We start from the raw sequence: 15758 nt of genomic DNA, 5'->3' as shown, positions 1-15758 counted from the left end.
CAAACATGAAGTTTGTGTTGTTATGAATCATAAAGAAGCACTTCAACATATCATCTTTAAATATCTAGCCGATGCCTCAACAGATGTAGGTATTGAAAGCTATGTCATTGGCGGGTACGTAAGGGACTTTCTATTAAATCGTGGTGACGCCAAGGACATTGACCTAGTTGCCATTGGAAGTGGTATAGAATTGGCCAATCGTGTTTCGAAAATTTTACCAAACAATCCTAAAGTAAAGATTTTCAAAACCTATGGTACTGCAATGCTGAGGTATGAAGATCTGGAAATAGAATTTGTAGGTGCTCGTAAAGAAAGTTACAACGAAGATAGCAGAAATCCAATAGTAGAAGATGGCACCTTGGAAGACGATCAAAATCGAAGAGATTTCACGATTAACGCTTTAGCGCTAAGCCTTAATAAGAATAACTATGGTGATTTATTAGACCCTTTTAACGGGCTTTCTGATTTACAAAATGGGATCATTAGAACACCTTTAGATCCTGATGTTACTTATAGCGACGACCCGCTTAGGATGATGAGAGCAATACGTTTTGCAACACAATTAAATTTTACAATTGAGTCCTCGTCCTTAAATGCTATTGCGAAAAATAAAGAACGTATAAAAATTATAACTAAAGAACGAATTGTTGTTGAGTTAAATAAGATTCTTGAAAGCAATAAACCCTCTGTTGGTTTTAAATTGTTGGAAAAAACGGGGCTTCTAGAATTAATTTTGCCAGAACTGACAGCACTAAAAGGAATTGACGAAAAAGAAGGGCAACGCCATAAAGACAATTTCTATCATACACTAGAAGTTGTAGACAATATCTCCAAAACGACAGACAACCTTTGGTTACGTTGGGCTGCACTACTTCATGATATAGGCAAATCACCTACCAAGAAGTTTCACGATAAAATTGGCTGGACCTTTCATGGACATGAATTTGTCGGTTCTAAAATGGTCTATAAACTTTTCAAACGTCTTAGAATGCCTTTGAATGAAAAAATGAAGTTTGTTCAAAAAATGGTACTCATGAGTTCTAGGCCAATAGTTCTTGCAACTGATGTAACAGATTCTGCAGTAAGACGCTTAGTATTTGATGCAGGAGATTACGTAGATGATCTTATGACACTTTGCGAAGCAGATATTACAACTAAGAACCCACAAAGGTTTAAAAAATACCACAATAATTTTAAAATAGTAAGAGATAAAATAATTGAGGTAGAAGAACGTGACCATGTGAGAAATTTTCAACCACCTGTTTCAGGAGAAGAAATCATGAAAACCTTCAATTTAAAACCATCTAGAGAAATTGGTATTATAAAAGAAGCTATCAAAGAGGCCATTTTAGAAGGCGAAATTCCGAATGAATATGAGCCTGCTTTCAAATTAATGATAGAAAAAGGTAAATCACTAGGTTTAAAACCTGAAGCATAATATATGAAGAGAAGATATAGAAAGACAGTAAAGATTGCTTTAGTACTTGTTTATCTAGTAATATGTGCTGGCGCCATTGTAAGAATGACGGGCTCTGGAATGGGATGTCCTGATTGGCCAAAGTGTTTTGGATATTACATACCACCAACAGATGTTTCAGATTTACAGTTTAAGCCAAATCATGAATATAAAAAGGGTATTGTAATAATTGTTGATGAGGCATTACAAGTAGCTAAGTCTAAATTCGTTTCTGGAGAACAATTAGATTTATCTAACTGGGAACCCTACACCGCACATGATTATGCAATTTTCAACCCTCTACATACTTGGGTGGAATATATAAATAGGCTAATTGGCGCACTATCTGGAATACCTATCCTCATTTTTACAATAATGTCTATCTGGCTTTGGAAAGACAGAAAACGATTTCTCATTTTATCAATTATAACTGTCCTTGCAATGGCATTTCAGGCTTGGCTAGGGAAAACAGTCGTAGACTCTAATCTTGCACCTTATAAGATTACCATACATATGGTAATGGCCTTGGTCATTGTTGGTATTTTGCTTTACCTCATTTTTATATCTAGACCCGTTGAGAGACTTAAAATAAAAGATGTTCTCTTTAGAAATATTTTGATTTTTGCAGTTTTGCTCACCTTAGTTCAAATCATTTTAGGTACGCAAGTACGTCAATTTGTAGATGTACAAAACAAATTATTCGGTTATTTAAATTGGGATATTACAACCACAGCACCATTAAATTTTTACGTGCATCGCAGTCTATCCATCCTTGTCGTTTTGGTAAATGGATTTCTTTTTTTTAGAAACAAAAAACTGGGGTTGGGCTATCAAAAATTAAATTTCGTAATGCTCTGTTTGGGTATTGAAATTGCAACTGGAATTGCCATGTACTACTTCAATTTTCCATTTACATCGCAGCCACTGCATTTAGCAATCGCTACTATTTTAATCGGAATTCAGTTTTATATTCTATTGGAAAGTACGCAAACAAGAGAACTGAAAGCAACAAATTAAGTTTTATATTTACAATACAATATTTAGAAATGATTTACAGATTCAGAGTCATATTAGATAACGATACCGAAGATGATGTTTTTAGGGATTTAGAAATCCGAGAAACAGACACAATGGAAGATTTACACAATATCATTACACAATCATTTGGTTTTGACGGTATGGAAATGGCCTCATTTTACATTAGTGATGATGAATGGAATCAAGGTGAAGAGATTGCTATGTTTGATATGAGCGAAGCTGGCAATGAAGTGCGCGTAATGAATCAGACCATAATTAAGGATGTTGTTCATGAGGCTTCACCAAAATTAATATATGTGTATGATTTTCTTAGTATGTGGACATTTTATGTTGAGCTTGCGGAGATTGTTGAAGAGGCAGAAGGAACGGACTATCCAAATTTAATGTTTGTGCATGGTCAAATTCCAGATGAGGCACCAGAAAAAGCATTTGAATCAGAATCTGACGATGCTTTTGATGAATTTGAAGATGACCTAGATATAGATGATTATGGTGATCTAGATTTTGACGAAAACTGGAATTGATTTTTATAGCCTTTTTGTACTCACATTCTCGTAATTACGCTTTACAAAAATAAGAATGTTCTTAACGATTTCTCCCATAGATTTGCACGACCTAAAGTTTTTATCATGGGAATAATTATAAATTTCCTCTTTTAATCTATCTATATGATTTTGTGTTGAAATCTCATCAGACTCCATACAATCTAACAGGGCGTTTAGCCTATCTTTATAACTAATAATTCGTTTTGCTACGATAGATCGCTCTTCAATTTTATATTGCTCAATTGACTCTTCTTGAATTTTATCTTGAACCATTTTTACCATCTTATAATTCTCTTTAAAAAACTGAGGCATGTATATTTTTAAATTACCTTCATAAGATTGTTGATCAAAATCAATGGCTCTAATTTTAAAAATGACTTGATCAAAATCATGTATGGGTATGATGACATAATTATAAGAGCGCATATCACCTAAAAGTGTGATGGTGCAACGTTCATTAAACTTTATAAACTCCTTTGCTATCTGTGCTTTTTCAGAGCTGCTTCTATCCTTGAGACTATTCTTTATGAACTCATCTCCAGGAATACCTGCAATATGCTCTTCAATTAAGGTATCACGACACACAAGAAAATTAAGGTTATATGGAGATAACATATGCTCTAATTCCAAACCATAAATACGTGACGCATCTGCCTTTTTTACATAGAAGTATGTGAAATTATCATTTAATATATTCCTAACTTTAATTCTAAATGGCTTAGAATTTCCAAAGGTGCAGTAATCAATGGCATCAACATTAAGGTATTTCAAAATCCAATCACCACCATCAGACACCAAATAAGAATAGACTTTTTTCAAACTATTGTCTATTTCATCCCTATCAGAATCACTGTAGTAAACTCTTATCCAAAGTGTATCTTCATCATTATCATCGTATACAATTACAGAACCTTGAAAGCGCAATAGATCCTCATAGAAAATTGGTAAATTTATATTCCTTCTGTAATTAGACAAATAAGAATCTAGTTCACTAGAAACAGGGTAAGAAGGTTTCCTTTTTGAAATTTTTACATCGTCTTCCATTGTCTAAATTTAATCCTTTTATTTAAAAATTGTAACAAATAAATCCCTCAATCGTCTTACATTAATAACCACAAGGTCTGTACTTTTTTCAGTACCTTTTAATCAATCAATTAATAAAACCAGTCAATTTTGGAGCAACCAATATTATCAATCAATAATCTTACTAAAAAATTTGGCTATTTAACTGCAGTCAAGGATTTAAGTTTTACTATAAACAAAGGAAATGTCTACGGCATATTAGGTCCAAATGGTAGTGGTAAATCAACTACACTAGGCATTGTATTAAATGTTGTTAATAAAACCAGTGGTGATTTTCATTGGTTTGATGGCGATATTTCAACACATGATGCTTTAAAGCAAGTGGGAGCTATAATAGAGCGTCCCAATTTTTATCCGTATATGACTGCAGAACAAAACCTGAAATTAGTCTGTAGAATTAAAGGTGTTGATGAAAGTAAAATTTCAGAAAAACTAGAAATTGTTGGTCTCCTTGATCGTAAGGATCACAAATTCAGGACTTATTCTCTTGGTATGAAGCAACGTTTAGCTATTGCCTCTGCCCTTCTTAACGATCCTGAAATCTTGATTTTAGATGAACCAACAAATGGCCTCGATCCGCAAGGAATTCATCAAATAAGACAGATAATAAAGGAAATAGCGAAAAACGGAACCACAATTTTACTGGCTTCACATTTATTAGATGAAGTAGAGAAAGTCTGCTCACATGTTGTTGTGCTTCGCAAAGGTGAAAAATTATATTCTGGAAGAGTTGACGAAATGATTAGTAGTCATGGTTTTTTTGAGTTGAAATCAGACAAACACGACGAACTAATTCAATTGTTAGAAAACCATGAAAATTTTGGTAAGGTAAAGGTTGAAGACGATCTCATAACGGCATTTTTAAATGAGCCAATGTCTGCTTCAGACTTTAATACATTTATGTTTAAGAAAGGAATTACCTTGTCCCATTTAGTGAAGCGTAAAGAAAGTCTTGAAGAACAATTTTTACAACTAACCGATAATCAATAATCAATTAAAAAACAGCTTCTTTTGTAAAAATTGAAGCAAAACCAATCAAATTTATGCTACGTCTCATCAAATTAGAATTACAAAAACTATGGCTAAATAAGGTAAGCCGTATACTGATTTTTGTATCGTTTATATTACCATTTACAGTACTTGTTTTATCCTCTATTAAGATTAATTTCTTTGGTTTTTTTACACTGGAATTAGGAGAGCTCGGTATTTTCAATTTCCCGATAATTTGGCATATCACTACTTTTTTTGCTTCCTACTTTAAATTCTTTTTTGCCATTGTAGTTGTTAGTATGATTGGAAACGAATACAGTAATAAAACGTTAAAACAAAATCTTATTGACGGACTTAGCAAAAAGGAGTTTATTCTATCCAAATTCTACACAATTGTATTTTTCTCTTTATGTGCAACCGTATTAATTGGCTTGGCCACCTTTTTAATTGGTTTATATTATTCGAGTTATACAGAGACCGCAATCATATTACGGGAAGTAGAATTTCTATTAGCATATTTTGTAAAGCTTGTTGGCTTCTTTAGCTTGTGTTTATTCTTTGGAATGCTCTTAAAACGCTCTGCTTTTGCATTGGGCTTCCTATTTGTGCTATATATTGTCGAGTGGCTAGCATTTTGGGGAGCGTATGAGGCACTTGGAAATGCAGATGATGCTTTTAAAGTAAAAAACTTTTTACCGCTAGAATCGATGTATAAACTTATAGATCAGCCAATTCAGCGGATTGTAATGACCAAGTTTCCTGAAAAAACAGAAATCGCCTACGACTATGCTGTGCATTGGTACGAAATTGCAGTTGTTTTAGGCTGGACCGCACTTTTTATCTTTTTATCCTATCGATTATTAAAAAAGAGAGATTTATAATATCTTTGATAGCAATTGCTATTTAAAATTAACCAACATACTAATACTAAGGTACGTTAACGTCTTGGTGTTTTAGTATGTTGTTGTGTCTTGGACACTAAAGATGTTATGAAGAGAATAAACTATCTATATATTTTCCTCCTTGTTATTTTCCAAATGAGTGCTCAAAACGAAGCCTCGTTTTGGTATTTTGGCCAAAATGCTGGTGTTAGATTTGATGCAGATCAAGGTACGGTAACCGCTGTTACGGATGGCCAATTAAACACCTTAGAAGGTTGTACGTCAATATCAGACGTAGACGGTAATCTCCTGTTTTATTCTGATGGAAGCACTATTTGGAATCGAAATCATCAAATAATGCTTAACGGCACAGGTCTAAGAGGTGATGATTCTAGTACATCCTCAGGTCTGATTGTCCCCAAACCTCAAGACCCTGACTTTTACTACTTATTTACAGTAGACGAGCCACACCATAACAATACATCTGCGTTTCCAAATATGAGTGCCAACGATGGTGTAAATGATGGTTTTATGTATTCTAGAATCAACATCTTAGATGATGGTGGACTTGGAGCAGTTGATGCTGTTGAAAAGAATATTCCTTTAATAACATATGATCCAACGGATCAACTACAAAGTGAATTGAAGTGTTCTGAGAAGATTACAGCCGTTAGAGCGGATGATTGCTCCTCTTTTTGGGTTTTGACACATTTTGGAGATACCTTTTATGCATTTAAAGTGGATGAAAACGGAGTAAATACAACACCTATAACTTCTACAGTTGGACCAAATATACCGATAGAGGGCTACAGACGAAATGCTTTAGGTTACTTAAAAGCATCACCTGATGGCAGCAAACTGGTTGTTGCTCATTTTGGTGAATCTACGATACTGGCTGAAGATGCTGGCGGGGGAATTTATTTATTTGATTTTAATAATGATACAGGAATTGTCTCAAACGCTCTAGAACTTTACAGTGCGCAAAATAATAACAGCCCCTACGGCGTAGAATTCTCAGCTGAAAACAGAAAGGTATATGCAACCGTTGGTTTTGGTCCTGGTGGTGGTGGCGCAAGTCAAGTACTGCAATGGGATTTAGAAAGCACCAACATACCTAATTCACAGCAGGTTGTTCATTCCTCTAATACTATGAGTGCTGGAGCATTGCAATTAGGTATTGATAGACGTATTTACAGAGCTCAATATAGTTTTGCTGGAGATGTAAATATATCGAGGTATCTTGGTGTAATCGAAAATCCAGAAGCCGACGGTCAACAAGTTATATATAATGAACAAGGTGTGTTTTTAAGCACAAGTGCGTTTGGTGCAAATACAAGTCGCATCGGTTTACCACCATTTATTCAATCTTTATTTAATTCGCAAACAGATATTATTAGAAATGGTATCAGTACCACAGAATTGAGATTGTGTACTGGTGACACTTACACGCTTCAAGCGGACGACTTACCTGGAGCAGACTATGTGTGGTCCCTTGATGGCACACCCATTGCAGGTAATAACCAACCTCTATTATTTATTGACGCACCGGGATTTTACGAAGTTTTTATTGAACCAAATAATGGCGAATGCCCAATTGAAGGTAGTGCTGTTGTTGGTATTTTCGATATCCCTGTCGCAAATAATTTATCAGACGTGATTGTGTGTGATGATGAAGTTAACGATGGTTTTACTCAATTTACGTTTAACGATAAAGACCAGGAAGCATTAGAAACCCAGGATCCAAATCAATTTATTGTTGGCTATTATGAATCTGTTGATGATGCGATTAACAAAGCAAATGAAATCACCTTTCCATATCTAAATACTTCAAATCCTCAAACAATAATTGTTAGGGTTGATAATGTTGACAATTCAAATTGCTTTGATTTAAACTCATTTGAACTGGAAGTTTTCAATACACCTCAAATTGCACAAATAGATGATGAAATATTCTGTGATAATTTTGGAGACGTTACTGATGGAATTGCCAATGTAGATCTTAATTTATCAATACCTTTAATATTAGGATCACAAGATGCCTCAGAAATTGAAGTAACATTTCATGCAACACCAGAAGATGCTGAAATGGATAATGCGCCATTACCTACTAATTACATTAATTCAATAGCATTTAATGAGACGCTCTACATAAGAGCCGAAAACACATTAAATCAAACCTGTTATACTACACGTAGCTTTAATTTAATCGTCAATCCAATTCCGGAAGCCAATGACGTTTCGGTCCTCCAGTGCGACGAGGACGGTATCCCAGATGGCTTTACCACCTTCAACATCAACCAGCTCCTGGAGGATATTACGGGAGGCAACCCTCAGGTTGAAGTGGCCTACTACCTCTCGCAGGCAGATGCAGACGCGCAGGCAGACCCTATCGATGGCGATGCCTTCGAGAACTTCGTGAACCCCCAGGTCATCGTAGCGTGCGTTACCGATACCGCAACCGGCTGCTTCGACTTCGGCGAGGTTACCCTTGAGGTCAGCGCTACTGCCACCAACGACGCAAGCCTAACAGTTTGCGACGACGACGGCCAGGAAGACGGCTTTGCAAGTTTTCAGCTCTCGGATGCCGACAGCGAAGTGCTGCTTGGCGCGCCAACGGGCCTTGACGTGGTCTACTACGCAACCTACGACGATGCACTTATCGAGAACAACCCGCTGGGAGGCACCTTTGCAAATACAGTAGCCTTCAACCAGACCATATACGCAAGGGTGGAAAACGACAACGCGTGCTTCGGCATCAGCGAGGTGGAGCTCACCGTATTCGAGCTCCCGAACATAGAAACTCAGGCAGAGACCATTTACTGCCTCAACTTCTTCCCTGAGACCGTAGTACTTGATGGAGGCGTCATAGACGACGCGCCAAGCAACTACAGCTACGACTGGTCCACAGGAGAGAATACGACTTCCATAGAGGTAAACCAGCCAGGCATCTATACAGTGACGGTGACCAATACCAACGGTTGTTTCAAGGACAGGACCATAAACGTACTGCCCTCCAACATTGCCACCATAACGGATATCGAAGTTGTTGATGCCACAAGGAACAACTCCATTACGGTACTCGTAACCGGTGAGGGTGTATACGAGTACGCACTGGACAATCCCAACGGACCCTACCAGGAAAGCAATGTCTTCAACGATGTTCAGCCCGGCCTCTATACCGTGTACGTAAGGGACCGGAACAACTGCGGCATCGCCGAGGAACTGGTATCGGTCATTGGCTTTCCAAAGTACTTCACGCCAAACGGAGACGACAACAACGACTTCTGGCAGGTCTACGGCATTACGGAACAGTTCCAAGCCGATACCTCAATACTCATTTTCGACAGGTACGGAAAACTGCTAAAGGAACTCGATCCGCTCGGGCCGGGATGGGACGGCACTTTCAACGGAAACAAAATGCCCACATCGGACTACTGGTTCAAGGTCAACCTGCAGGACGGCAGAACCTTTACAAGCCATTTTACCCTAAAGCGTTAAAAAATATGTACATTAGTCTTACCAAACTTAGGCTTTGAGACGATTTAAATACATATTTTATTCGCTTCTGTTTGGTGCAACTATCCCTCTTCTTGCGCAAGATGTAACATTGTTTGAACAATTTAACGGTAGATATGACTATACCGCAATTGGAAATACAATGAATGTATTTGAAAATGGCCCTAACACGCCCTGTATCATTCAAACCTCATCTACTGCAACACTCACATTATCACCAAATCAAACTGTTGTTGCAGCCTATCTATATTGGGCTGGTTCTGGGAATGGTGACTTTAATATAACTTTAAATGGTAATGCTATTACAGCAGAACGTACGTTTAGCGACGCCTTAGATGAAAATCGGATATTTTTTGCAGCATTTGCCGATGTAACAGCTCAAATTGTCAGTGAAGGGAGCACAGAGTACACGGTATCTGATTTTGATCTTTTGGATATAATTACGCCCTATTGTCCTACAGGAACAAATTTTGGCGGTTGGGCCATTACGGTTATTTTTCAAGATGAAGGCTTACCACTTAACCAATTGAATGTTTATGACGGTTTACAAAGTGTACCAACATTACTTAATATCACTCTTGACAACCTAAATGTTCTGGATAATGAAGATGCGAAAATAGGGTTTATTGCCTGGGAAGGTGACCGATCCTTAGCTATAAATGAACAACTCACAATTAATGGCAATGTAATAAGTAATTTACCTTTAAATCCAGCGAACAATGCCTTTAATGGAACGAATTCCTTTACAGGAGCTACAGATTTATACAATATGGATATTGACGTCTATGATATTCAAGATAACATAGCTATTGGCGATACTTCTGCAACAATTTCGTTGACTTCTGGTCAAGATTTTGTAATGATAAATAACATTATTACTGTTCTAAATAGCCAATTACCAGATGCAACAATGAATATTGATGGAAATTTAGTAAACTGTGGGGATAATACTGTTGAAATTTTCTATACAGTAAATAATTTTAATAGCACTGCGACTTTACCTGCAAATACACCAATAGCATTCTATTTGGACGGCATTTTAATTGGGCAAAGCGAAACCACTAACCCAATTCCTATAAATGGTTCTGAAAGTTCTTCAACATTTGTAAATATACCTGAAGGGTCAAACGCTAATATCACAATAATTGGTATTGTGGATGATGATGGCAATATGAATGGAACGGTGACGGAAACCAATGAAGACAATAATGTTACTTTTGAGGATATTGAATTATTACTTATTCCTGACAGTATAACATTACCTAGTCTTTTTGGCTGTAACGAAGGATTTGAAAGCTCAACATACAACCTTCTTGATGCTATGTTGTCCTTAAACATTAATGAAACGGATATTTCATTTCATCGCTCTATTGAAGACTTAGAAAACAACTCAAATGAAATTTTGATTCCAACAGCCTATACCAATCTTTCACAGCCTGAAACTATTTATGCTAGAGTGGCCAATCCTCCATGTTATGACATTTTTGAATTTACACTAGTAGTTGAAAATTGTCCTCCCGTCGTTCCAAGTGGATTCTCTCCAAACAACGATAACGCTAACGACTGGTTTAATATCCAAGGGCTCTATAATATTTTTACTGACCACGAACTATTGATATACAACCGTTATGGTGATCTAATTTTCAAGGGTAATAATGATAAACTGTGGGACGGAAAAGTTAACAAAGGAATTAATGCTAATGGTAATGTTGTTCCTGTTGGCACCTATTTTTATGTACTAAATCTCAATGACCCTAATTACAAACCTATAGTTGGCTGGGTGTATGTAAACTATTAGCGGTTTCTAATTCAGAATTGGTCGTTATTCTCCTCTACACAATCTTCAAAAACTTATAACTCATGGATTTCTCTATGTATTGATTCAAAATCCTCTTTATTTGTTAACTTTTTATGTATTTCAACGTATTTTTTTGTATTTCATCTAAATAAATTCTACTTTTCCTCGCATTTTAAGAGTAACCATTGTGACTGCCCCAAACGTCCCAAAGAACACTTTTAAGCTTAACCTAATTTTATGTTTTGCATTAACCGCTTTATCCTCATATTTTTTTGTGCGTGCAGTACTTTAGGAATGGCTCAACAAATTACTGTAGATAACACTGTTACGCCACAGGATCTTATCGAAAATACATTGATACAAGGTTGTGTAGAAGTTTCTAATATTTCATCACCTATTAATGGTTCGATATCAGGACTAGGGAGTTACGGTTATTTTGAAAGAGCTGGTTCCTCATTTCCGTTTGAAAATGGAATTGTTCTTACGACTGGCAATGCACTTTCAGCTGGAAATGGCCAAAATACATCAGTACTTAATGAAGGTGGCAATTCTTGGACAACAGATAGTGATTTAGAAACCGCTTTAGGGATTTCAGGGACTTTAAATGCAACATCGATAGAGTTTGAATTTATTTCCATTTCAAATCAAATACAGTTCAATTATATACTAGCTTCAGAAGAATACTTCGGAAACTTCCCTTGTCAATATTCAGATGGATTTGCTTTATTAATTAGAGAGGCAGGAAGTGGCAGCCCATATACTAATATTGCTTTGGTACCTGGTACCTCGACACCTGTTAACACAAATACCGTACATGACGAAATAGTGGGCTTCTGCGACGCTTCAAACGCTCAATATTTTGAAGGTTATAATATAGGCGATACTAACTACAATGGAAGAACTTCTGTACTAACCGCAACAGCTTCAATTCAACCAAATGTGCAATACCAAATTAAGTTAGTGATTGCCGACCAAACCGATGAAAATTATGATTCTGCTGTCTTTTTAGAAGGTAGTAGTTTTAATGCGACAGTAGAGCTAGGTGCAGATATTGAAACTTGTGCGAGCAGTGTACTGCTAAATGGCGATATTCAAAATCCCCAGGCACACTATTCATGGTACTTTAACAATGCTCTAATTCCAGGTGAAAACAATGCAACTTTTGATGCCGTGCAATCTGGCAATTATAGAGTACAAATTGAAATTCCACTTCCAAATGGCATATGTACTATTCAAGACGATATTAATATCTCACTCAGTTCAACGCAACCAGCAAGCCCTATAACTAATTATGAAGTCTGTGACGATAGTACCAATGACGGCGTAGCGTTATTTGATCTTTCTACAAAGGATGCAGAAGTATTTAGTGCGGTACCTCCCGCCAATTATAATATTACATATCATTTTACAACAAATGATGCCTTAACAGGTACTAATTCAATCTTAGCCCCGTTTCAAAACTCATCAAATCCACAGTCTGTATATGTAAGAATTGAGGATACTGATAACGGTTGTCTAGCTTTTTCGACATTCGATCTTGTTGTAAACGAGTTGCCAAATATTGTAGATCCGACACCTTTAGAAGTTTGTGATGACCAAACTGCAGACGGCTATACCACAATTGATTTAAGTGTAAAAGATGTTGAAATTACTAACGGGCAAAACCAACTTGTTGTTACTTATCATGATAATCCTGGAGATGCGCAAACTGGTAGTAATGCCATTCCATTACCTTATGTAAATACAAATACTAACGAAACTGTTTATGTTAGTGTACAAAACCCACTTACAGGATGTGTAAGCACAACGGCACTAGACATTAGTGTTTTAGATAATCCTGTAATTAATACAGAATCTCACTACATCGATGCCTGCGATCCAGAACATGACGGGTTTGCAACATTTGATTTAACCTCCATTATTCCAGATGTTCTTGAAGGATTAACCGATGTAACAGTTACGTTTCATGAGTTATACGATGATGCTTTAATTGGTAGCAATCCAATTGGAGATAGTACTAATTATGACAATATCACTCAAGATGTTCAGATTGTCTTTATTCGTGTTGAAAGCAATACTACGGGATGCGCATCAATAACACCAATAGAAATTCATACAAATCTCCTATTAACAGGAACAAACATAAATGACTATTCTGCTTGCGATGTTGACAATGATGGCGTGGAAGAATTTGATCTTATCAATGTTGCCGACGGAATTATTAATAATCTTGAGAATGTAACGGTAGCTTTTTATGAATCTGAAACAGACAGAGACAATCAAGTTAACCCTATTGACCAAACTGTACCCTACACACCTTCAAGTAATCCTCAAACATTATATTTAGGACTTGAAAGTACTACATGTCAAGATTCTGCTGAGATTCAACTCATACTTACTCCTATACAGGAGTTCGACCCTATTGATGACCAAACGTTGTGCGATGAAGATCAAGATGGTTTTACAACAATTGAACTCTCTCAGTTTGATAATTTGGTTACCCAAGGACAATCAAACTTTGGGGTGAGTTATTTTTTGTCAGAAAGTGATGCAGATGCAAACACAAATGCGCTACCAAACTTTTATACGAATACTTCTAATCCTTTTACAGTTTATCCAAGAATACAATCTCTAGATACAGGATGTCATGATGTTAACGCATTCAATATTACAGTATTAGAAGCGCCTGTTACCTCAACTCTAAACCCAATAGTTATTTGCGACGATGATCAAGACGCCTTCTTTTTAATTGATCTAGAAAGTGTTATTCCAGAAGTAGTGTCAAACACAAATGACAGAGCCATAACGTTTTATAATACAATTCAGAATGCAGAAAATGCAGTAAATCCCATTTTAAATACTACGAATTATAATGCCGAAACAGAAACGGTAACTATCCGAGTAGAAAATACAAATACAGGATGTTACTCGATTGAAAGTCTTGATATAATTGTAAACACACTGCCGATTTTTAGCACAATAAGCAATTACAGAATATGCGAGGATAATAGTGATGGTATTGGTGATTTTATTTTCAATACAAAGGATAATGAAATACTTAATGGCCAGATTGGAAAACAAGTTTTGTATTATCTTAATCAGAATGATGCGGACAATCGCATTAATGCTATTGATAAGGACAATACTTATCAAAACATAAGCAACCCCCAAACAATATTTGTTCGTGTAGAAAACCTTACAGATCAAGACTGCTTCGACACATCGAACTTTACAATAGAAGTCGGTACAAATCCATTGTACAATATACCAACAGACTGGTTTGTTTGTGATGATACCTCTAATGATGGTTTTGAAACATTCGATTTAAATGAAAAAATAAACGAAATCGTACAAGGTATTCCTGAGAATCTAAATGTTACTTTCTACACTTCACAATTCAATGCAGAAAATGGTTTAAATCCATTACCATTAGAATTTACCAACACAGTAAATCCACAGCAGATCTATGTACAGATAGATAATGGAACCATCTGTAACTCTGTAATTTCATTTGAGCTAAATGTAATCCAGGTACCCCAGGTAAATCCATCACAGCCCTTAGTGCAGTGTGATACGGATTACGATGGCTCCGTAACCTTTGATTTAACAGTAGCAGAATTTGATATACTCGATGTTAGACAGGACAACATTGAGATTGCATATTTCAGAAATTTGGCTGATGCAGAAAATAATACGAATCAGATTACAGATCCTGAAAATTATTCTAATAATTCTAATCCCGAGACGGTGTATTTAAAAGTAACCAATACAATTTCTAATTGTTTTGTTACAGTTCCTATAGAGCTAACGGTATATCTACCTCCTGTAATTAATGATTTTCAGGTCTATGATATTTGTGAAAATGACACCAACACCTTTGATCTTAATGAAATAAATTCTGTGATAACAGATTCTGTTTTTAATATTGAAATCAATTATTATTCAAATTTAGCCGATGCTGAAGCCGAAACCAACATACTCGATCACAACTATACCTACCAAAGCGCATTTGATACAATATTTGCACGAGTAGAATTTACCACAACACAATGCTTTGCGATATATGAGTTTAATTTAAACGTAAATCCATCTCCTCTAATTAACGAATTAAGCGATTTAGCATCTTGTGACGATGACTTTGACGGTTTATTGGAATTTGATTTATCGCAACAAAATAACACAATTTTAGGTGCTCTTGATCCAAATGCCTATTCAATAAATTACTATAACACAAATATGGATGCCACAAACGCAACCAATTCAATTGAAACTAATTACATTGCATTTAACGATGAAATTATCTATGCAAGAGTTGAAAATAATAGTACTGGTTGCTTTAGTATAGAGCAATTTTCAATAATCATTCATCCCCTTCCAGAAATAGACATACCAGACCAGGTTATCTGTCTGGACAATCTCCCGTTGATTGTCTCCGCAAATACAAATTTTGG

General features: G+C 36.1%; 9 protein-coding genes. 8 read left to right on the top strand and 1 reads right to left on the bottom strand.

Annotated features, from left to right (window positions below):
• Nucleotides 1-22 precede the first annotated feature (22 nt).
• From LBU54_RS05815 to LBU54_RS05805, 3 genes are read left to right on the top strand one after another with little or no spacing between them, the layout of a single operon-like run.
• The gene (locus LBU54_RS05815) at nucleotides 23-1438 is read left to right on the top strand and encodes a CCA tRNA nucleotidyltransferase (protein WP_224527092.1); all 1416 of its coding nucleotides are present in this window, start codon (nucleotides 23-25) and stop codon (nucleotides 1436-1438) included.
• Nucleotides 1439-1441: 3 nt separating this feature from the next.
• On the top strand, nucleotides 1442-2473 hold the full coding sequence (locus tag LBU54_RS05810; protein WP_224527090.1) for a COX15/CtaA family protein: 1032 nt from the start codon (nucleotides 1442-1444) through the stop codon (nucleotides 2471-2473).
• Nucleotides 2474-2502: 29 nt separating this feature from the next.
• Nucleotides 2503-3018, top strand: coding sequence for a plasmid pRiA4b ORF-3 family protein (locus LBU54_RS05805; protein ID WP_224527089.1), 516 nt, complete (start codon nucleotides 2503-2505; stop codon nucleotides 3016-3018).
• Between the two features lie 3 nt (nucleotides 3019-3021).
• Here LBU54_RS05805 and LBU54_RS05800 read toward each other — a convergent pair whose 3' ends face one another.
• A complete protein-coding gene (locus LBU54_RS05800; protein ID WP_224527087.1) occupies nucleotides 3022-4083 on the bottom strand; it encodes a hypothetical protein in 1062 nt (353 codons plus the stop codon).
• Between the two features lie 129 nt (nucleotides 4084-4212).
• Here LBU54_RS05800 and LBU54_RS05795 point away from each other — a divergent pair, with 129 nt between their 5' ends.
• The 5 genes from LBU54_RS05795 to LBU54_RS05775 all read left to right on the top strand — a co-directional run.
• On the top strand, nucleotides 4213-5112 hold the full coding sequence (locus LBU54_RS05795) for an ABC transporter ATP-binding protein (RefSeq protein ID WP_224527085.1): 900 nt from the start codon (nucleotides 4213-4215) through the stop codon (nucleotides 5110-5112).
• 53 nt (nucleotides 5113-5165) lie between these two features.
• On the top strand, nucleotides 5166-5993 hold the full coding sequence (locus tag LBU54_RS05790) for an ABC transporter permease (protein ID WP_224527083.1): 828 nt from the start codon (nucleotides 5166-5168) through the stop codon (nucleotides 5991-5993).
• Nucleotides 5994-6101: 108 nt separating this feature from the next.
• A complete protein-coding gene (locus LBU54_RS05785; RefSeq protein WP_224527081.1) occupies nucleotides 6102-9491 on the top strand; it encodes a T9SS type B sorting domain-containing protein in 3390 nt (1129 codons plus the stop codon).
• 34 nt (nucleotides 9492-9525) lie between these two features.
• Nucleotides 9526-11307, top strand: coding sequence for a T9SS type B sorting domain-containing protein (locus LBU54_RS05780; RefSeq protein ID WP_224527079.1), 1782 nt, complete (start codon nucleotides 9526-9528; stop codon nucleotides 11305-11307).
• Nucleotides 11308-11601: 294 nt separating this feature from the next.
• Nucleotides 11602-15758 (top strand): choice-of-anchor L domain-containing protein (locus tag LBU54_RS05775; RefSeq protein WP_224527077.1); only part of this gene is annotated, 4157 nt, incomplete at its 3' end.

The sequence above is a fragment of the Winogradskyella alexanderae genome (assembly GCF_020166335.1).
Lineage (GTDB): Bacteria > Bacteroidota > Bacteroidia > Flavobacteriales > Flavobacteriaceae > Winogradskyella > Winogradskyella alexanderae.
Note: the sequence above shows the minus strand (reverse complement) of the source record. Positions and strands in the feature narration are given on the sequence as shown.

Coding starts and splice junctions, on each gene's coding strand:
- LBU54_RS05815 (WP_224527092.1), top strand. CDS start 23: ATGAATCATAAAGAAGCACTTCAACATATCATCTTTAAATATCTAGCC.
- LBU54_RS05810 (WP_224527090.1), top strand. CDS start 1,442: ATGAAGAGAAGATATAGAAAGACAGTAAAGATTGCTTTAGTACTTGTT.
- LBU54_RS05805 (WP_224527089.1), top strand. CDS start 2,503: ATGATTTACAGATTCAGAGTCATATTAGATAACGATACCGAAGATGAT.
- LBU54_RS05800 (WP_224527087.1), bottom strand. CDS start 4,083: ATGGAAGACGATGTAAAAATTTCAAAAAGGAAACCTTCTTACCCTGTT.
- LBU54_RS05790 (WP_224527083.1), top strand. CDS start 5,166: ATGCTACGTCTCATCAAATTAGAATTACAAAAACTATGGCTAAATAAG.
- LBU54_RS05785 (WP_224527081.1), top strand. CDS start 6,102: ATGAAGAGAATAAACTATCTATATATTTTCCTCCTTGTTATTTTCCAA.